The sequence below is a fragment of the Serratia sp. Ae19-1 genome (assembly GCF_059801225.1).
Genome location: NZ_JBCHWD010000009.1, coordinates 163,638 through 181,249 on the forward strand (window position 1 = coordinate 163,638; position 17,612 = coordinate 181,249).

At 61.1% G+C, this 17,612-nt stretch carries 16 protein-coding genes and 1 pseudogene; 4 read left to right on the top strand and 13 right to left on the bottom strand.

The genetic code is table 11. From position 1 onward, the window contains the following. Positions 1 to 2: 2 nt before the first annotated feature. From AAIE04_RS22185 to AAIE04_RS22210, 6 genes and pseudogenes are all read right to left on the bottom strand, one after another. On the bottom strand, positions 3 to 986 hold the full coding sequence (locus AAIE04_RS22185) for a substrate-binding domain-containing protein (protein ID WP_019455647.1): 984 nt from the start codon (positions 984 to 986) through the stop codon (positions 3 to 5). Between the two features lie 48 nt (positions 987 to 1,034). Next, positions 1,035 to 1,853, bottom strand: coding sequence for a DeoR/GlpR family DNA-binding transcription regulator (locus AAIE04_RS22190; protein WP_004931653.1), 819 nt, complete (start codon positions 1,851 to 1,853; stop codon positions 1,035 to 1,037). A 380-nt stretch (positions 1,854 to 2,233) separates the two neighbouring features. Continuing rightward, positions 2,234 to 2,551, bottom strand: a complete 318-nt coding sequence (locus AAIE04_RS22195) for a BrnA antitoxin family protein (RefSeq protein ID WP_063917974.1) — start codon at positions 2,549 to 2,551, stop codon at positions 2,234 to 2,236. Then, a pseudogene (locus AAIE04_RS22200) lies at positions 2,514 to 2,836 on the bottom strand (BrnT family toxin). The gene AAIE04_RS22195 and the pseudogene AAIE04_RS22200 overlap by 38 nt, the downstream one beginning before the upstream one ends. Before the next feature lie 77 nt (positions 2,837 to 2,913). Next, on the bottom strand, positions 2,914 to 3,660 hold the full coding sequence (locus AAIE04_RS22205; protein WP_498057487.1) for an SDR family oxidoreductase: 747 nt from the start codon (positions 3,658 to 3,660) through the stop codon (positions 2,914 to 2,916). Between the two features lie 97 nt (positions 3,661 to 3,757). Continuing rightward, positions 3,758 to 3,991: a hypothetical protein gene (locus AAIE04_RS22210; protein ID WP_019455641.1), complete on the bottom strand. Its 234-nt coding sequence runs from the start codon at positions 3,989 to 3,991 to the stop codon at positions 3,758 to 3,760. A 189-nt stretch (positions 3,992 to 4,180) separates the two neighbouring features. On the opposite strand from AAIE04_RS22210, the gene AAIE04_RS22215 reads away from it, so the two are divergent. The 3 genes from AAIE04_RS22215 to AAIE04_RS22225 are packed head-to-tail and all read left to right on the top strand — an operon-like array spanning position 4,181 to position 6,790. Further along, complete coding sequence (locus AAIE04_RS22215) at positions 4,181 to 4,840, top strand: response regulator (protein WP_019455640.1); 660 nt, start codon at positions 4,181 to 4,183, stop codon at positions 4,838 to 4,840. Positions 4,841 to 4,844: 4 nt separating this feature from the next. Next, positions 4,845 to 6,251, top strand: coding sequence for an ATP-binding protein (locus tag AAIE04_RS22220; protein ID WP_019455639.1), 1,407 nt, complete (start codon positions 4,845 to 4,847; stop codon positions 6,249 to 6,251). An 11-nt stretch (positions 6,252 to 6,262) separates the two neighbouring features. After that, positions 6,263 to 6,790: a GNAT family N-acetyltransferase gene (locus tag AAIE04_RS22225; protein WP_498577700.1), complete on the top strand. Its 528-nt coding sequence runs from the start codon at positions 6,263 to 6,265 to the stop codon at positions 6,788 to 6,790. Between the two features lie 10 nt (positions 6,791 to 6,800). On the opposite strand, the gene AAIE04_RS22230 is transcribed toward AAIE04_RS22225, so the two are convergent. Further along, on the bottom strand, positions 6,801 to 7,679 hold the full coding sequence (locus AAIE04_RS22230) for a LysR family transcriptional regulator (RefSeq protein WP_498577695.1): 879 nt from the start codon (positions 7,677 to 7,679) through the stop codon (positions 6,801 to 6,803). Between the two features lie 130 nt (positions 7,680 to 7,809). Here AAIE04_RS22230 and AAIE04_RS22235 point away from each other — a divergent pair, with 130 nt between their 5' ends. Then, positions 7,810 to 8,949 (top strand): MFS transporter, encoded by a 1,140-nt coding sequence (locus AAIE04_RS22235; protein ID WP_154747437.1) that lies wholly within the window; start codon positions 7,810 to 7,812, stop codon positions 8,947 to 8,949. Here AAIE04_RS22235 and AAIE04_RS22240 read toward each other — a convergent pair. The 6 genes from AAIE04_RS22240 to ubiH form a co-directional block, all read right to left on the bottom strand. Continuing rightward, on the bottom strand, positions 8,946 to 9,911 hold the full coding sequence (locus AAIE04_RS22240; protein ID WP_074056052.1) for a quinone oxidoreductase family protein: 966 nt from the start codon (positions 9,909 to 9,911) through the stop codon (positions 8,946 to 8,948). The two genes, AAIE04_RS22235 and AAIE04_RS22240, sit on opposite strands and share 4 nt — an antisense overlap. A gap of 108 nt (positions 9,912 to 10,019) precedes the next feature. Further along, positions 10,020 to 12,899, bottom strand: a complete 2,880-nt coding sequence (gcvP, locus tag AAIE04_RS22245; RefSeq protein WP_004931634.1) for an aminomethyl-transferring glycine dehydrogenase — start codon at positions 12,897 to 12,899, stop codon at positions 10,020 to 10,022. 93 nt (positions 12,900 to 12,992) lie between these two features. Beyond that, positions 12,993 to 13,379, bottom strand: coding sequence for a glycine cleavage system protein GcvH (gcvH, locus tag AAIE04_RS22250; RefSeq protein WP_025160212.1), 387 nt, complete (start codon positions 13,377 to 13,379; stop codon positions 12,993 to 12,995). A gap of 163 nt (positions 13,380 to 13,542) precedes the next feature. Continuing rightward, the gene (gcvT, locus tag AAIE04_RS22255) at positions 13,543 to 14,640 is read right to left on the bottom strand and encodes a glycine cleavage system aminomethyltransferase GcvT (RefSeq protein ID WP_498577696.1); all 1,098 of its coding nucleotides are present in this window, start codon (positions 14,638 to 14,640) and stop codon (positions 13,543 to 13,545) included. A 508-nt stretch (positions 14,641 to 15,148) separates the two neighbouring features. Continuing rightward, entirely contained in the window at positions 15,149 to 16,351 is a 1,203-nt protein-coding gene (gene ubiI / locus AAIE04_RS22260) for an FAD-dependent 2-octaprenylphenol hydroxylase (RefSeq protein WP_139285606.1), read from the bottom strand. Between the two features lie 78 nt (positions 16,352 to 16,429). Continuing rightward, positions 16,430 to 17,608: a 2-octaprenyl-6-methoxyphenyl hydroxylase gene (ubiH, locus tag AAIE04_RS22265; protein WP_435981773.1), complete on the bottom strand. Its 1,179-nt coding sequence runs from the start codon at positions 17,606 to 17,608 to the stop codon at positions 16,430 to 16,432. Positions 17,609 to 17,612 lie beyond the last annotated feature (4 nt).

Here is a 17,612-nt window from a genome sequence, read left to right on the forward strand (position 1 = left end):
GATCACAGCCCCATCTTCACCAGTTTCGGCAGGTTTTGCTTATCCAGGCTTTCGGTGGCGTTGCCGAGAATGGTGTGCTGCTGCGCATCCACCTGCACCTTGCCCATGCCTTCAATGGTCATGCCGTCGGTGATTTTCTCCCCCTTGTGCATCATGTCGGCGATGCGCACGAACACTTCGCCGGCCACCATCGGATTCCAGATGTAACCGCCCTTGATGGCGCCGCGATTGACCAGCGAAGCGCCCTGGCCCGGGCTGAACGGCCCGATGACGCAGATATCGTTGCTTTTGCCGCGGTTGAGCACTGCGCGCCCGGCGCCGATCGGCCCCTGCGAACCGAACGCCAGCACGCCTTTCAGATCGGGATATTTAGCCATCAGGTCGTTGGTGGTGCGCACGCTGTCATCCAGCGATTCCCCCACGCCAAACTTGTCGCCCACCAGTTGCATGTTCGGGTAGTGTTGCTTCTGGTAGTTGATGGCCGAGTCCGACCAGGTGATGTGCAGCGGCACCGTCAGGCTGCCGACATACACCGCATACTTACCCTGCTCTTTCATGCAGGCGGCCAACGCTTTCATGTGGTTGACCCCATGCTGCGAGGCGTCCACCAACTCAAAATCCCAATCGGCGTACTTCTGGCCGGGGGACTCGTGCACGATCACCTTGATGCCCGCCTCCTGCGCGCGCTTGAGCACCGGTTCCAGCACCCGGGCGTCGTTCGGCACCACGCCGATAATGTCCACCTTCTGCGCGATCAGATCTTCGATGGCACGCACCTGCAGCGCCGGATCCGCCGCCGTCGGCCCAACCATCCAGGCGTCGATGCCGCGTTTGGCGCTCTCGCTTTTGATGCCGGCCTCCATGGCGTTGAACCAGGGAATGCCGCCGATTTTCACCACCACGCCCATTTTCAGCTTGTCCGCCGCCTGCGCGGATAGCGACAGCAGCAGCGAGGCAAACAGACCGACCAGTACGGATTTTTTCATTGTTCTCTCTCCACAAGTGTTGGCTGTAATAAAGGGTTTTCGTTGTTGTTATCGCGCCGCCCTTTTCGCGGCGGGTGAAACTTCGATCACGTCGACGTTGTTCCAGGCCAGTTCCTGGCGAAACTCGTCGTCGCTGAGCCGATCGGTGATTAAGGTATCTATCTCCCGGTAGTGGCAGATGCGCGCAAACGAGCGGCGGCCGAACTTGTTGCTGTCCACCAGCAGGAACTTGCGCTCCGACGCCAGCAGCATCTGCTGCTTCAGCCGCGCATGGTGCTCATTGCTCTCGCGGATGCCACCGTCCTGGCAGATGCCGTGGCAGGAGAAGAACAGCTTGTTGATCACGAACTCTTTCAGCATCTGCTCCGCCAGCACGCCGATAAAATCCTCGTACTTGGCGGAATACTCGCCCCCCAGGCCGATGGTGCGCACGTTGGCTTTGCAGGCCAGCGTCTGGATGATGTGCAGCGAGTTGGTCAGCACCACCAGCGAGATATCCGGCAGCTGGCGCGCCAAAAACCAGCTGGTGGAGCTGCTGTCCAGCAGCAGGCAATCCCCCGGCGCGATAAATTCCAGCGCGCGTTTGGCGATGCGCGTCTTCTGCTCCGGCGCTTCGTTGCTGCGTTGGCGGAACGATTCGCCCTGGTCAATCTCGGCGGGCACATAGGTTTTTTCCACCGCCGGCGGCTCGACGAACACCGCGCCGCCGTGGCTGCGCAGCAGCAGGCCGCGCCGTTCAAGCAGGGCCAGATCACGCCGCGCCGTCTCGATAGAGATGTGGCACAGCTGCGCCACCTCCTGCACCATCACGCGGCCGCGCTGGCTCAAGACTTCGGTGATAAAGCGATGACGTTCTACAGGCAGCATGTTTCTTTTCTCCTCCACAACGATGATTACGATATCGATTTGCTGCGCCGCGTTTTGCGCGCAGACGCAAAGCGCCTCGCCCCGCGATCGGTCAACGATGGCGCTGTGATAGTTGTCAAAAAAATCGGGAAGGAATTGAAATGAATAATTACGAAAGTGTGGAGTAACAGACAGTTATGATGAACGAATGCCTGAGGCGCACAGCAGAGAAACGGTAAACGGTCACAATTCCACGTTCCGCAACATGACCGTTAATGACCGTTTTTGTGGTTTTGACCGAACGCCGCCAATAGACAGTCGAGGTTGAGAGGCATTACCTGAAAAAACGGCAAAAAAAATCCGGCGAGAGCCTCACCGGATTGTTAGCCGCCTGACACACATTATTCCTCGTGCTCATGCTCTTTCAACATCGCTTCACGCAGAACGGCATTCAGGCGTTTCTGATAGCCTTTGCCTGGCCGCTGAAGCCAGGCCAGCACATCCGCATCGATGCGGATGGTTTTCGATACTTTCATCGGTTTATAAAAACGCCCCTGCACCGCAGTCTGCCACGTTTCCTCCCCCAGCGCCGGCGCATCGGCGTAATCGATATCCTCGTCCGGCAACGCGCTCAGCGAAGCAAGTTGCGCTTTCTGCTCCTCCGTCAACGGAGGGAGTACGCTATGAGCCAGATTTTTGGCGGAATTTTTGCGCTTCATATATTCCCCTCTGTTTGGCATCGGCCTTGCGTGCTGAAATGATGCGCACGATCTCTATCGTATCGCCATCGACATCCGTTTCGATCGTCGTATGCGCCACCAGCAGCAGCAAACAGGAGCCGACCATACCGATCGTTTGCCAAGGTTCTTCTCTGCCCTCGATCTTTCCAGCACAGCCAAATGGTTGGGATCCAGAAAAACTCGCTGCGCAATCTCAACGCTGACACGGTGTTTGCGTTGGTTACTGTGATTTTTATTCTGATTCCATTCAAAATAAACATACATTTTTGTAACCACATTTTGGTTGTTATTTAACCAAAGCACATCGCCTCCGGAGAGATGCCAAAACCCTCCGGATGCGTTCAACGCCCGCCTGCAGCCTCGATAAAAGTGCCGGTCACGTAAGACGCGGCGTCGGACAGCAACCAGGCGATCGCCTCCGCCACTTCCTGCGGATGGCCGCCGCGCTGCATCGGCAAACTGTCCTTCACGCGATCCACCCGGCCGGGCTCGCCGCCGCTGGCGTGCATCTCGGTATAAATGAAACCGGGCCGCACGCCGTTGACGCGAATGCCCTGCGCCGCCACTTCCCGCGATAACCCGATGGTCAGCGTATCGACGGCGCCTTTCGAGGCGGCATAATCCACATATTCCCCCGGCGCGCCTAAACGGGAAGCGGCGGAGGACACATTGACGATAGCGCCGCCCTGCCCGCCATGGCGCAGCGCCATGCGCTTCACCGCCTCGCGGCAACACAGGAAGTAACCGGTAACGTTGGTGCTCAGCACCTGATTGATGCGCTCGGCGGTCAGCTGTTCAATGTTCGCCTGCTGGAACAGAATGCCGGCGTTGTTGACAAGCGCGCTGAGCGTGCCCAGCCCGGCATCCAGTGCGCCGAACATCGCCATCACCTGCGCTTCGTCGGCCACGTCGGCCTGCAATGCCAGCGCCTTGCCGCCCTGCGCCTCGATCTCCGTCACCACCTGCCGTGCCGCACTTTCGTCGCGCAGGTAATTCACGCCCACCGCATAGCCCTGCCGGGCCAACAACAAGGCGGTCGCGCGGCCAATTCCCCGGCTTGCGCCAGTCACCAATGCCACTTTCGTCATCGTATTTTTTTCTCTGGTTGGCGATATAAAAATAACGGCCTGCACACAGGCACCCCGTTTGCCCGTCAGAGTATAGAGCGGCGCTCTAGAAAACGCTTCAGAGCTGAGCCAGGCGGCGCAGCAGCTTTTTAATCCGGTATTTCGCGCAGCCGGAGGCGTCCGTTACCGCCACCTGATGGCCCCGCTGCAAAGCGGAAGCATGCAGGCCTTTGTGAGCAGGGCTGTGCACATCGCCGCGAAACGACAGCATCAACAGAATGAGCAGCATCGCCAAGCCTGAATCCATCAGCCGCCGCGAAGCGCCCGCGCTCGGGTAACCGTCAGTGCGCATTGTCGCCCTCTCTGTGGTGATATCGAATGGCGACAAAAATAACTGAAATTCCCTCGCGCTCCCTTAACGCGAGATTAAAGCCAGATTAAGGTTTGCTTAAGAACGCGCAGGCAAAGCGGGTTTCCCCGTTGTCTTCCCGTCAGGGTTATAGTTAGATAATCGCGACTCAAGGATCTCAGCGGAATAAACGTGAACATACTGTTGGTGGAAGACGACCTGCAATTAGGCAAGGCGCTGTGCCGCGCATTGGAGCTAACCGGCTTTAATTTGTGCTGGGTGCGCCTGCTCGCGGACGCGGAAAATAAACTTTCACCCGGCGGGTTCGACTTGATGCTGTTGGATCTCACGCTGCCGGACGGCGACGGTCTGCAGAAACTGATCGCCTGGCGCGCCGCCGGGCAAAATATCCCGATCATCATCCTGACCGCCCGTGACCGCATCGAAAGCCTGGTGAACAGCCTGGATTCCGGCGCGGACGACTTTCTGGCCAAACCCTTTGCACTGCCCGAGCTCATCTCGCGCGTCAAGGCGGTCAACCGGCGCATGGCCGGCTTCGCTTCGCAAACCTGGAGCCTCGGCACGCTGTATCTCGATCCGGTCAACCATCAGGTGACGCTGGATAACGAACTGCTGATGCTGTCGAAAAAAGAATACCACCTGCTGCACGAGCTGATGCGCTGCGCCGGCACCGTGGTGCGCAAAGCGGTGTTGGAACAGCGGCTGTTCGGCCACGGTGACAGCGTGGAAAGCAACTCGCTGGAAGTGCATATGCATAATTTACGCCGCAAGATCGGTAAAGAAAGAATCATTACCGTACGCGGCATTGGCTATTTGCTGAAAAAAGAGTAACGGGATGATCAGTTTCAAATCCTTCTTTATGCGCACCATTGTTTTTCAGGTTATGGCTATATTGCTGCTGTGGGGAGTATTAATCGGCTGGGTGAAATACTTCTATTACCCTGATGCAGAAAAGTATTTGGATAATCAGCAGCGCCTTGTCGCACTCGGCATCGCTAATATTCTCGACAAAACCGACATTGCCGATCCCCGTTATATCGACATCATCAAAGATATCGAGGAGATGTATATCGAATCGATTAAAAACGGCGCCGTGGAAGAACTAGACTATCGCCCGTTATTTTTGGTTTACGATCGTGACAATCGGCTTATTTACGCCTCGCCCCGGCAGGAACAACCGCTGAATCTGCCTCCGACGGTGCTGACCGGCACCATCAGCTACGCCAACGTGGAATGGCATATCGCCGGTAGCTGGAGCGATAAGCAGCAGTTTAGGGTGATTGTCGGCGAATCCTTCGACAACCGTACCACCATTTTCGGCAACCCGGCGGAGAGCACCGCCCTACCGCTGCTGGGCATTCTGGCGGCGATCATCATCACCTTACTGTTTACCGCCTACTTCAGCCTGCGGCCGCTGCGCCAGATCGCCCGCACCATTTCCGATCGCCAGCCGGGCAACCTGTCGCCGATCAACGTCAGCGAGCAGTATCAGGAGATCCGGCCGGTGGTGGTGGAGGTCAATAAGCTGATGGCGCGCATCGACGCCGCCAACCAGCGCGAGAAACGCTTTATGGCCGATGCGGCGCACGAACTGCGCACACCGATCGCCGCCGTGCTGGCGCAGCTGCATCTGCTGACTCAGGTTTCGGAGCGGCAGGAACGCCAGGAGATCATCGGCGACATGCAGCAAGGGCTGGATCGCGCGGCGTCGCTGTCGCGCCAGCTGATCAACCTGGCCAAGCTGGAGGCGGAAGATTTTCCGCTGAAAATTGAGGCGGTGGACATCTATGCCGAAATCGGCAAATGCATCGCGCAGCACGTTCCCTATGCGTTGGAAAAAGACGTCGAACTGTCGCTCGACGGCAGTGAGGACGTGGTGGTGAGCACCGATCGCCATGCGCTGATCGCCATCTTCACCAATCTGCTGGACAACGCGCTCAAGTACGCGCCGCCCGGCAGCCGCATCGAAGCCAATATCCGCTCGCTGGCGCCGCTCGGCTGCTATATTACTTTGCGCGACAACGGCCTCGGAGTGAGCGAAGAGCACCTTCCGCGCCTGTTTGAACGCTTTTACCGCGTGCCCGGCACGCAGCAGACCGGCAGCGGACTGGGATTAGCCATCGCCCGCAACCTGGCCGACAAAATCGGCGCACAGCTGCGCATCACCGAGGGCCTCGACGATCGCGGCATCGGCTTTATCATCGATTTGCCGGAAAGTTACCGGCCACAGATTGAGAGTTAATCACGAACATGATCGCCCCTGTACTGCTGCAACGGCAGCAACTTGACCGGCTATGGGATATCGACCGCAGTGAAATTATCGACACCCTGTATCGCCTGCAAGACGGCAAGCTGCAGCCCTACCCGGACTACTATGATGTACGCGGTTGGGATCCGCACGATCGGGAAACCTATACGCCAATCCACGAGGCATGTTTCGATCGCGGTGGCGCGTTTTTCGCGCTGTTCGACGGCGAGGAGATCGTAGCGGCGGCGGCGCTGGACACCGAGCCGCGCGGCCCGCAGCAGGATCTGCGCCAATTGCTGTTCTTTTACGTTAGCGCGCACCAACGCGGCCAGGGGCTAGGCAAGCAGCTGTTCCAGCTCTGCCTGAGGCAGGCCGAGCAAGAAGGGGCCGCCGGGCTGTACGTCTCCTCCATCCCCAACAAAAGCACCGTAGACTTCTACCTGGCGCAGGGTTGCCGGCTCATCGAGCGCCCGGATGCCGAGCTGTTCGCCCGCGAGCCGGAGGATATTCACCTGGTCTGCGCTATCGATTAGCGCACTTGCTTCAGGCGGCACGCCTGCTCAGGTAATCGATCAGCACGCGCACTTTTGGCGGCAAATAGGGGCCGGAAGGCCACAACAACCACATCGCCTCGGCGCGCACGGCATGATTGTCCAACACGCTGATCAACGTGCCGGCGGCGATGTCCGCCCGCACGAAATAGTCGGGAAGCCAGGCCAGGCCAAGCCCGTCACGGGCAAAGCAAATGCGCGCCTCGATGTTGTTGCACACCATGGTGACCGGTAAGCGCGGAAAATCGATGGGGGCAAACTCCCGCAGTTGCCACACCTCAAGCCGGCCGCTATTGGAAGAGCGGTAATGCAAGCATGCATGGCTAAACAAATCGTTGGGATGACGCGGCGTTCCCGCCCGCCGCAGATAGTCGGGCGATGCCACCAGCAAAGAACGCAGCGGCGCCAGCCGGCGCGCTGCCAGTCGTGAATCGGTCGGCTGACCGGCGCGGATCACCAGATCAAAACCTTCAGCGATCACATCGACAAAGCGATCGGTAAACTCCAGCTCCAGCCTGACGGCGGGATATTCACGCAAAAACGCGGCCAGCAACGGCGTCATGCTACTTTCCGCCGGCAGGCTGACGCGCAGCGTTCCCTGCGGGGCCGCGCTGCTCTGCGCCATTTCGTCTTCCACCGCCTGCACCTGCGCCAAAATGCTCTGACTGCGTTCAAGGAAACGCATTCCTTCATCGGTCAGCGTCACATTACGGGTGCTGCGATTCAGCAAGCGCACCTGCAGGCTCGCTTCGAGCCGGGCAATGCTTTTGCTGACGGCGGATGCTGACAAGCCACGCTGTCTGGCTGCGGCGACGAAACTGCCGCCGGTCGCGACCTGAACGAACAGCGCCATGGCGTTCAAACTTTCCATACGCCCCCATGATGACTTTTTTGTCATGTAAGAAATGAATTAGACACTATTTTTCCCGAATTGCGCATGCCTTATTTTGGTTCTTGCCCACATTACAGTGGGAACAACGCGCGATTAGGGGAAAAGAGAAATGATGCGAGCATTGTTGGTACTGACGCTGGGCGCCTTTGTTTCACAGACCACCGAATATCTGCCGATCGGGTTACTGAGGCAGATCTCCGCCGATCTGCAGGTATCAGATGCCCAGGTTGGCGCGTTGGTAACGGGCTACGCCTGGATCGTGGTGTTGACCGCGATCCCATTTACCCTGCTGACGCGCTCCCTCGATCGGCGGGCGTTGTTTTTGATGCTGATGCTCGGCATCACGCTATCCAACGGCCTGGCGTTCCTCGCGCATGACTACTGGCAATTGGCGCTGCTACGCGCGTTTGCCGCATTGGGCCATGGGGCATTTTGGGCGCTGTTGGCCTCCTATGCGGTGAAAATCGCACCGCAGATGCCGCCAACCCGCGCAACGGCCTGGGCGTTCGCCGGCATAGCCGCAGCCATCGTAGGCGGCATTCCACTGGCTGCTTTTATCGGTCAATGGTTGGGTTGGCAACAAGGATTCGCTCTGTTTGGCCTGCTTGGGCTGCTGACGCTGTTGCTGGGATATCGCTGGTTGCCGTCCGTGCAAACGCCACCGCCAGGCAAAATAGCCGGTACCGGGCACCGAAATTGGGCGCTGTATGCCGCGGCACTGACCACGCTATTGATCGTCAGCAGCCATTTCAGCGGCTACACCTATATTCTGCCTCTGCTTGCCGACGTGGCACATCTGCCGGTCAGCCGGAGCAGCCTGCTGCTGCTGGTGTTCGGCTGCGCCGGACTGGCGGGCACGCTAGTGGCGGGATGGTGCGGCCGGCGCCCGCTCCGGCTGGCGGTGGCCGCCGCTGCCGGGATCGCCATTAGCATGGGGCTCATGCTGCTTAGTTCGGCGCTGCCGACACTCGTCTGGTGGGATATGGCACTTTGGGGTGCCGCAATCTCTGCGCTGATTATCGGGCTACAGGGGTGGATACTCGAACTCGCGCCGAATAACGCAGAAACGGCCTCAGCCCTTTATGTCACCACGTTCAATCTCGGCATTGGCGGCGGCGCTCTCAGCGGCGGGTTGGTGCTGGCCAATCTGGGCGCCAGCGCAGTGTTGTGGTTCGGCGTATTGCTGGGCGCGGCGGCTCTGGCCAGCTTTTTCCTGCCGGTTGTTCTGGCCGCCCGCCCTCAAGATTAGCGGGCGATGCGCATCACCGAACGCACGTCGCTTTTCTTGTTCAGATCCCACACCTCAGCGATCTCCTCGAGCGCGTGCTCCTGCGTCTCGATAGTGAGCGCCCCTGTCGCCGCCAGCGCCAGAATCTCGGTCGCGTAGCGCTGCATCTCAGGGATCGGCGGGAAGTTGCCGGTGCCGCTGCCGAGGATCTGCAACTGATTGCTGCGCAGCACCGCCGCTGGCAGCCGGATGTCCGGCGCCGCCATCGAACCGACGTTGACCAAACGAATGCCGCGCCCGCCGGCATAAGACGAAAGATCGTGATTATTGAGCGTCGCGAGCAGCGCTTCCGTCGCCGGGCCCCAGATATAATCGACGATCACCTGATAACCGCTCGGCCCCGCCGCCGCCGCGAAGGCCTGCGTCAACGCCTCACCCTGCAGGCTCAGATCCACCGTGGCGTCCACGCCCAACGCCTCCAGCACGCTCAGCCTACGGCCGGCGGCAACGATGCGTCCGGCCCCCGCCTGACGCGCCGCTGCAACCGCCAGTTTGCCCGAGGTGCCGGTAGCGCCGATGATCAGCACCGTTTCACCAGGCTGCAGATCCGCTCGCCAGCGCAGCGGCAGCCAGGCGGCGAAGGCGGGATTGATCAGCGCTGCCGCCGTGGCGTCGTCCACCGCCTCCGGCACCGGCACCGTCCATGACGCGACGCTGCGCTCGGCCATTGCGCCGTAAGGGCGGCGGAAAGAGGCGAAGTACACCCGTTGTCCGTCCGCCGTACGGCCCACGCCGTCGGTGCCGGGCACGATCGGCAATTGCTTCGGGCTCGAATAATGGGTGCCGGCGACGGTGGCGCGATCCAGCTGTTTGATACCGGCCGCCAGCACGTCGATCGGCACCTCGCCGGCTTGCGCCTGAGGCTCCTCAAAGGTGCCGAAAACCGGGGCTTGCCCCAACGCTGTTACGATTGCCGCTTGCATGATGACTCCTCAAATCGTGGGAACGTACAGAAAAGAATAGGCCGCAATAAAATAAAAAGGGACACCGCATGATGCGGTGTCCCTCAAGCACAAACTTTGCCGAACGTGTTATTCGTAATCGCTCATCGGCACGCAAGAGCAGAACAGGTTACGGTCGCCGTACACGTCGTCCAGACGTTTGACGCTCGGCCAGTACTTGTTCTCACGCACGCCGGCGACCGGGAACACCGCCAGCTCGCGGCTGTACGGGTGCTGCCAGTCGTTGACCAGCTCCGCCTGCACGTGCGGCGCATTCACCAGCGGGTTGTCTTCCAACGGCCATTCGCCTTTGGCGACGCGGTCGATCTCGCTGCGGATCGCCAGCATCGCATCGATAAAGCGATCCAGCTCCACTTTGCTTTCCGACTCGGTCGGCTCGACCATCAGCGTGCCCGCTACCGGGAACGACATGGTCGGCGCGTGGAAGCCGAAGTCGATCAGGCGTTTGGCGATGTCCATTTCGCTGATGCCGGTCTCTTCCTTCAGCGGACGAATGTCGAGGATGCATTCGTGCGCCACGCGGTGATCGCGGCCGGTATACAGAATCGGGTACGCGTCCTTCAGACGGGTAGCGATGTAGTTGGCGTTCAGGATCGCCATCTGGCTGGCCTGCTTCAGGCCTTCCGCGCCCATCATGCGGATGTACATCCAACTGATCGGCAGGATGGAGGCGCTGCCGAACGGCGCTGCGGAGACCGCGCCCTGCTGGGTGGTCACGCCGTCGATCTGCACGACGCTGTGGCCCGGCACGAACGGCGCCAGGTGCGCTTTCACGCCGATCGGGCCCATGCCCGGGCCGCCGCCGCCGTGCGGAATGCAGAAGGTTTTATGCAGGTTGAGGTGCGAAACGTCCGCGCCGATGTAGCCTGGCGTGGTGATGCCCACCTGGGCGTTCATGTTGGCGCCGTCCAGATACACCTGGCCGCCGAACTGATGCACGATCTGGCACACTTCGCGGATGGTTTCTTCATACACGCCGTGGGTCGACGGGTAGGTCACCATGATGCAAGAGAGTTCTTCGCCCGCCTGCTCCGCCTTGACGCGCAGATCGTGCAGGTCGATGTTGCCGTTCTTGTCGCAGGCGACCACCACCACGCTCATGCCCGCCATCTGGGCGGAGGCCGGGTTGGTGCCGTGCGCGGAGCTCGGGATCAGGCAGACGTGGCGGCCCGCTTCGTTGCGGCTTTCGTGGTAGCGACGGATCGCCAGCAGGCCGGCGTATTCGCCCTGCGCGCCGGAGTTCGGCTGCATGCATACCGCATCATAGCCGGTCAGCTGCACCAGCCACTGGGACAGTTGGCCGATCATCTGCTGGTAGCCGGCGGCCTGCTCCGGCGGGCAGAACGGGTGCAGTTCGGAGAATTCAGGCCAGGTGATCGGGATCATCTCCGCCGCGGCGTTCAATTTCATGGTGCAAGAGCCCAGCGGGATCATCGCCTGGTTCAACGCCAGATCCTTACGCTCCAGACGATGCATGTAACGCATCATCTCGGTTTCGCTGTGATAGCGGTTGAATACCGGGTGGGTCAGGATCGGGTCCTGGCGCAGCATGGCGGCCGGGATCGATTGGCTGTTTTTGCTCACCGCCGCGTCCAGCGCGTCGATGTCCAGACCGTGGTTGTCGCCGGCCAGCAGTGCGAACAGCGTTTGCACGTCTTCACGCGAGGTGGCTTCATCCAGCGTGATGCCCACGGCGCCGTGAATGTCGGTACGCAGGTTGATGCCGAAGCTCAGCGCGCGTTCCAGCACCGCCGCCTTGTCTTTCACTTCAACGGTCAGGGTGTCGAACCAGGTGTTGTGACGCAGCGTCAGGCCGGCCTTCTGCAGCCCGGCGGCCAGAATGTCGGTCAGGCGATGGATACGCCCGGCGATGCGCTGCAGCCCTTGCGGGCCGTGGTACACCGCGTACAGGCTGGCGATGTTGGCCAGCAGCACCTGCGAGGTACAGATATTCGAGTTGGCCTTCTCGCGGCGGATATGCTGCTCGCGGGTCTGCATCGCCATGCGCAGCGCGGTGTTGCCGGCGGCATCGCGGGAAACGCCGATGATGCGGCCCGGCATCGAGCGCTTGAACTCGTCGCGGCAGGCGAAGAAGGCGGCATGCGGACCGCCGTAGCCCATCGGCACGCCGAAGCGTTGCGCGGAGCCGAACACCACGTCGGCGCCCTGCTTGCCCGGCGCGGTCAGCAGCACCAGGGCCATGATGTCGGCGGCCACGCTGGTGATGATTTTGCGCGATTTCAGTTCGGCCAGCAGCGCGCTGTAGTCGTGCAGTTCACCGGTAGTGCCCACCTGTTGCAGCAGCACGCCGAACACACCGTCCAGCTCCAGCACTTTTTCCGCTTTATCGACGATGACGTCGAAGCCGAAGGTTTCGGCGCGGGTGCGCACCACGTCCAGCGTCTGCGGATGCACGTCGTCAGCCACGAAGAAGCGGTTGGCGTCTTTCAGCTTGCTGGCGCGTTTGGCCAAGGCCATCGCTTCGGCGGCGGCGGTGGCTTCATCCAGCAGCGAAGCGGAGGCCAGATCCAGACCGGTCAGATCGAGGGTCACGGTCTGGAAGTTCAGCAGCGCTTCCAGACGGCCCTGCGACACTTCCGGCTGATAAGGGGTGTAGGCGGTGTACCAGCCTGGGTTTTCCAGCATGTTGCGCAGGATCACCGGCGGCGTCAGCACGGCGCTGTAGCCCATGCCGATATAGGATTTGTAGCGCTGATTCTGCGAGGCGATCGCCTTCAGCTCAGCCAGCGCCTGATGTTCGGTCGCCGCGTCGCCGACCGGCGGCGGCCCCGGCAGCTGAATGTCCGCCGGCACGATCTGTTGGATCAGCGCGCTGAGCGAGCGAGCGCCCACCGCTGCCAGCAACTCCTGGCGTTGTTCCGCAGAAGAGCCGATATGGCGTTCGATGAACGCTTCGCTGTGTTCGAGTTGGCTGAGTGTCTGAGTCATTGCTACAAATTCCTGAATGCTTGCGTGATACGGGATATAGCTTGAGCGGTAACTAAAACGCCCCGGCCGGAAGGGCCTGGGGCGTGGTCACGATTACTCGTCGATCGAGGCCTGATAAGCCGCGGCGTCCAGCAGGTTCGCCAGTTCGCCTTCGTCTGAGGCTTTAATCTGGAACAGGAAGCCTTCACCGTAAGGTTCGCTGTTCACCAGCTCAGGGGAACTTTCCAGCTCGGCGTTCACCGCCACGATTTCGCCGCTGATTGGCGCGTAGATGTCCGACGCCGCCTTAACCGATTCCGCCACGGCGCAATCTTCACCGGCGGCAACCTTGCGGCCCACTTCCGGCAGATCGACAAACACCATGTCGCCCAGCAGTTCCTGCGCGTGTTCGGTGATGCCTACGGTGTAAACGCCGTTACCTTCTGAACGAACCCACTCGTGGGAGGATGCGTATTTCAATTCTGTTGGCACATTGCTCATAGCCGGTTACTCCTTCGAAGAAATAATTTCCCGTCGTCTTTCACACTGCAGCGTTGTTGGCTGCGTACGTTCACCTCGGTCACTTACCGCAGTAAGCTCCCGAGGACTCGCGCACTTGCCGCCTAGCCGCAGCGCGAAATCCCTAGGGAAGAATCAATAAAAATCAATTTGTCAGCGGCTTGCCGGCGCGAACGAAGCCAGGCTTGGTCACTTTGACCGGCATTTCACGGTTGCGGATCTGCACGATGGCCTGCTCGCCGATGCCGGCGGGCACGCGCGCCAGCGCGATGCTGAAGCCCAGGGTCGGAGAGAACGAGCCGCTGGTGATCACGCCTTCGTGGGTCTGCCCCGCCGCGTCGGTGAAACGCACCGGCAGCTCATTACGTAATACGCCTTTTTCCGTCATGATCAAGCCGACCAGTTGCTCGGTGCCCTGATCGCGCTGTTGTTCCAGCGCTTCGCGGCCGATGAAACGGCGATCTTCCGGCTGCCAGGTGATAGTCCAGCCCATGTTGGCGGCCAACGGCGAAACGCCTTCGTCCATCTCTTGGCCGTAAAGGTTCATGCCCGCTTCCAGACGCAGGGTGTCGCGCGCGCCCAGACCGGCCGGCTTGACGCCTGCGGCCAGCAATTTCTGCCAGAAATCCGCCGCCTGTTCTTTCGGCAGCGCGATCTCATAGCCGGCCTCACCGGTGTAACCGGTGGTGGCGATGAACAGCTCGCCGGCCTGCACGCCGAAGAACGGCTTCATGCCTTCGACCGCGCTTTTTTGTTCCGGGGTAAACAGGGTGCCGGCGCGCTCTTTGGCCTGCGGGCCCTGCACCGCGATCAGCGCCAGATCGTCGCGCACCGTCAGCGCTACGCCATACGGCGCGGCGTGTTCTTCGATCCAGGCCAGGTCTTTGTCGCGCGTGGCGGAGTTCACCACCAGGCGAAAATAGTCTTCTGTGAGGAAATAAACGATCAGGTCGTCGATCACGCCGCCGGAGGCATTCAGCATGCCGGTATACAGCGCTTTGCCGGGTTGGGTCAGTTTGGCGACGTCGTTCGCCAGCAGGTAACGCAGAAACTCGCGGGTGCGGGCGCCGTGCAGATCCACAATGGTCATGTGAGACACGTCGAACATGCCGGCATCCTGACGCACCGCGTGGTGCTCATCGAGCTGCGAGCCGTAGTGCAGCGGCATCATCCAGCCGTGAAAGTCTACCATGCGCGCACCGCACGCCACGTGCTGGTCGTACAGTGGGGTTTGCTTTGCCATCTTTTCCCTCTTTCCACTCGGTCGCTAGAAGTTAGGGTGCTGCCACGCAATGCGGCGGAGCCTGGCTCGCGGCCCGATCGCCATGGCGCACTGACTGCTCAACACAAATGCTGCGCCGGGACGGGCGGAAACTGCGTGCAACCGCCGTGACGCAAACGATACCTTTCCCTCGAACTTATCACCGAACGACCACATTAACCATAAGTTAAAATAGGCTCATCGCCGTTCCGGGGCGGTAAAATGCCGGGCTAGTGTGCAGAGTTTTTCACTGGAAAAATGCGCTTTAAGGCACAAAATTAACAATTAAAGCGGCAAAACTCCGAACTTATATAACAAACCGACGGCCGGGCATGGGATCCTGACTTTTGATAACCGAACATGGAATTAGAAAAAGTAATGATAAAAAGCGGCTGAAATTAGATTATTTCAAATGAAGGGTTATATAAGGAAAGACGATGGCATAAGGCGAGAAGCGCGAGCCCGATGCGGGCTCGCAGCAGGCGGGCGGTCAGGCAAGCCACTCGGGCAGATCGTTCAGGCCCATCGCCTGACGCACCAGCTTCGGTTTGACGCCCGGCAGGCTGTCCGCCAGCCGCAGCCCCACGTCGCGCAGCAGCTTTTTGGCCGGATGGTTGCCGTCGAACAGTTCGCGGAAACCCTGCATGCTGGCCAACATCACCGCCGCACCATGTTTACGGCGGCGCTCATAGCGGCGCAGATAGAGGTGCTGGCCGATATCCTTGCCCTGCCGCTGCAGGCGGCGCAGTTCGGAAATCAGCTCGGCGGCGTCCATAAAGCCCAGGTTCACGCCCTGCCCGGCCAGCGGATGCACGGTATGCGCCGCATCGCCCACCAGCGCCAGGCGGTGCGCGGCGAAGCTGCGCGCATAGCGGCCGGTCAATGGGAACGCCAGCCGTTCGCTTTCCAGGCTGCAGGCGCCCAAACGCATATCGAAGGCCATCGCCAGTTCGCGATTGAATTGTTCCGGCTCCAGCTGCTTGAGGCGTTCGGCCTCTTCCGGCGCGACCGACCAGACGATGGAGCTCAAATGCGCATCGCTGAACGGCAGGAACGCCAGAATGCCGTCGCCGTGGAAAATTTGCCGCGCCGTCGCCTGATGCGGCTCTTCGGTGCGGATGGTGGCCACCAGCGCATGGTGGCGATAGTCCCAGAAGGTCAGCGGGATATCGGCGTGCTGACGCAGCCACGACTGGGCGCCGTCGGCGCCGATCACCAGCCGGGCGGTCAGCATGCGGCCATCCTCCAGCGTGATGAAGGCGTCGTTCTCGCCCCACGCCACCTGCTTGAGCGCGGCCGGAGTGATCAGCGTGATGTCCGACAGGCTTTCGGCGCGCTTCCACAGCGCCTGCTGGATCACCGAGTTTTCGATAATGTGGCCGAGATGGCTGAAGCCGCATTCGTCGCCGCGGAAGGCGATTTTGCCGAAGCTGTCGCGATCCCACACTTCCATTGCGTTGTAGGCGCTGGCCCGCAGCTGGAGAATGTCATCCCATACGCCGATATGCTGCAGCAAACGCTCGCTGGCGGCATTGATGGCGGAGACGCGCAGGGCCGGCTGTTCCGACGGCGGCGCCATCTCCGGCTGTCGCTGCTCCAGCACCGCCACGCGAAGCCCGCTGCCCTGCAGGCCGCAGGCCAACGCCAGCCCCACCATACCGCCACCGGCGATAATCACGTCAAATGATTGCATGCTGCTCGATTTCCTTAAATAACGCGCGACGTCTTGACGCACCGCGCTTTGGGCGCGCCAACGCGCCCGACTATGTCTTTAACGTTCCACCCAGCCCAACGTACGCTTGGCGAAGGCGTCGCGCACTGCGGGCAAACGCTCCATCGCCATCAGCCCCAAATTGCGGCCAACCACCAGCGGGCCGTAACGGTTGGCGAACAGATGGATTAAGCCGTCGGTCACGCCGATCGTCGCCTGCTGATCTTGTTGCCGCCGCTGCTGATAGCGGCTCAGCAACGCATAACCGCCGGCGTCTTCGCCACTGTTCACCGCTTCCGCCAGCGTTTCCGCCAGCGACATCACATCGCGCAGGCCGAGGTTGAACCCCTGCCCGGCGATCGGGTGCAGCGTCTGCGCCGCGTTGCCTACCAACGCCAGCCGGTGGCTGACATGGCGATCGGCGGTCAGCAGAGCGAGTGGGTAACTGTGCCGTTTGCCGGCCTTGAGGATACGCCCCAGCCGCCAGCCGAAGGCCTGTTGCAGCTCGGCGATAAAGCGCTCGTCGTCCCAGGCGTCGACCTGGGCGCGATCCTCGCGCGCATGGCACCACACCAGCGAACTGCGCCCCTGCGACATCGGCAACAGCGCCAGCGGCCCGTAACGGGTAAAGCGCTCGAAGGCGCGCCCCTGCGGATCTTCCGCCGTGGTGACGTTGGCGATGGTGGCGAACTGTGAATAGTCCTCCTGCCGCCACTGCATATTGCAGGCCTGCGCCAGCGCCGAGCGCGAGCCGTCGGCCGCCACCAGCAGCTGCCCGGCCAGGCGTCGGCCATTGTCCAGCAGCACTTCCGCCCGCTCTGTGGTGCGAATAACGTCCACCACCCGCGCGGGGCAGTGCAGCGTGACGCCCGGCGCCTTCGCCAGCAGCGCGAACAGCCGCTGCCCGGCGTCGTGCAGTTCGATCACCTGGCCGAGCGCATCGACCTGATAATCCTGCGCCTGCAGATTCACAAACCCGGCGTGGCCGCGATCGCTGACGTGCACCTGAGTTATCGGCGTGGCGCAATCGCGCAGCGCCGGCCAAACGCCGATGCGCGCCAACTGTTGGCAAGTGCCCTGCGCCAGCGCGATGGCGCGAGCGTCAAAGCCCGGGTGGCTGCGGTCGTCCGGCCGAGTCGCCTCGACCAGATCCACCGCCATTCTTCCCTGAGTGAGCGACGAAATGGCCAGCGCCAGCGTCGCGCCCGCCATACCGCCGCCAACGATAATTACGCTCATTCCG

Bases quoted from the DNA above. Each gene is read 5' to 3' on its own strand.
- AAIE04_RS22205 (WP_498057487.1), bottom strand. From the start codon at position 3,660: ATGACGAAAGTGGCATTGGTGACTGGCGCAAGCCGGGGAATTGGCCGC.
- gcvP (WP_004931634.1), bottom strand. From the start codon at position 12,899: ATGACTCAGACACTCAGCCAACTCGAACACAGCGAAGCGTTCATCGAA.
- AAIE04_RS22185 (WP_019455647.1), bottom strand. From the start codon at position 986: ATGAAAAAATCCGTACTGGTCGGTCTGTTTGCCTCGCTGCTGCTGTCG.
- gcvH (WP_025160212.1), bottom strand. From the start codon at position 13,379: ATGAGCAATGTGCCAACAGAATTGAAATACGCATCCTCCCACGAGTGG.
- gcvT (WP_498577696.1), bottom strand. From the start codon at position 14,640: ATGGCAAAGCAAACCCCACTGTACGACCAGCACGTGGCGTGCGGTGCG.
- ubiH (WP_435981773.1), bottom strand. From the start codon at position 17,608: ATGAGCGTAATTATCGTTGGCGGCGGTATGGCGGGCGCGACGCTGGCG.
- AAIE04_RS22235 (WP_154747437.1), top strand. From the start codon at position 7,810: ATGATGCGAGCATTGTTGGTACTGACGCTGGGCGCCTTTGTTTCACAG.
- AAIE04_RS22195 (WP_063917974.1), bottom strand. From the start codon at position 2,551: ATGAAGCGCAAAAATTCCGCCAAAAATCTGGCTCATAGCGTACTCCCT.
- AAIE04_RS22210 (WP_019455641.1), bottom strand. From the start codon at position 3,991: ATGCGCACTGACGGTTACCCGAGCGCGGGCGCTTCGCGGCGGCTGATG.
- AAIE04_RS22190 (WP_004931653.1), bottom strand. From the start codon at position 1,853: ATGCTGCCTGTAGAACGTCATCGCTTTATCACCGAAGTCTTGAGCCAG.
- AAIE04_RS22240 (WP_074056052.1), bottom strand. From the start codon at position 9,911: ATGCAAGCGGCAATCGTAACAGCGTTGGGGCAAGCCCCGGTTTTCGGC.
- AAIE04_RS22220 (WP_019455639.1), top strand. From the start codon at position 4,845: ATGATCAGTTTCAAATCCTTCTTTATGCGCACCATTGTTTTTCAGGTT.
- ubiI (WP_139285606.1), bottom strand. From the start codon at position 16,351: ATGCAATCATTTGACGTGATTATCGCCGGTGGCGGTATGGTGGGGCTG.
- AAIE04_RS22230 (WP_498577695.1), bottom strand. From the start codon at position 7,679: ATGGAAAGTTTGAACGCCATGGCGCTGTTCGTTCAGGTCGCGACCGGC.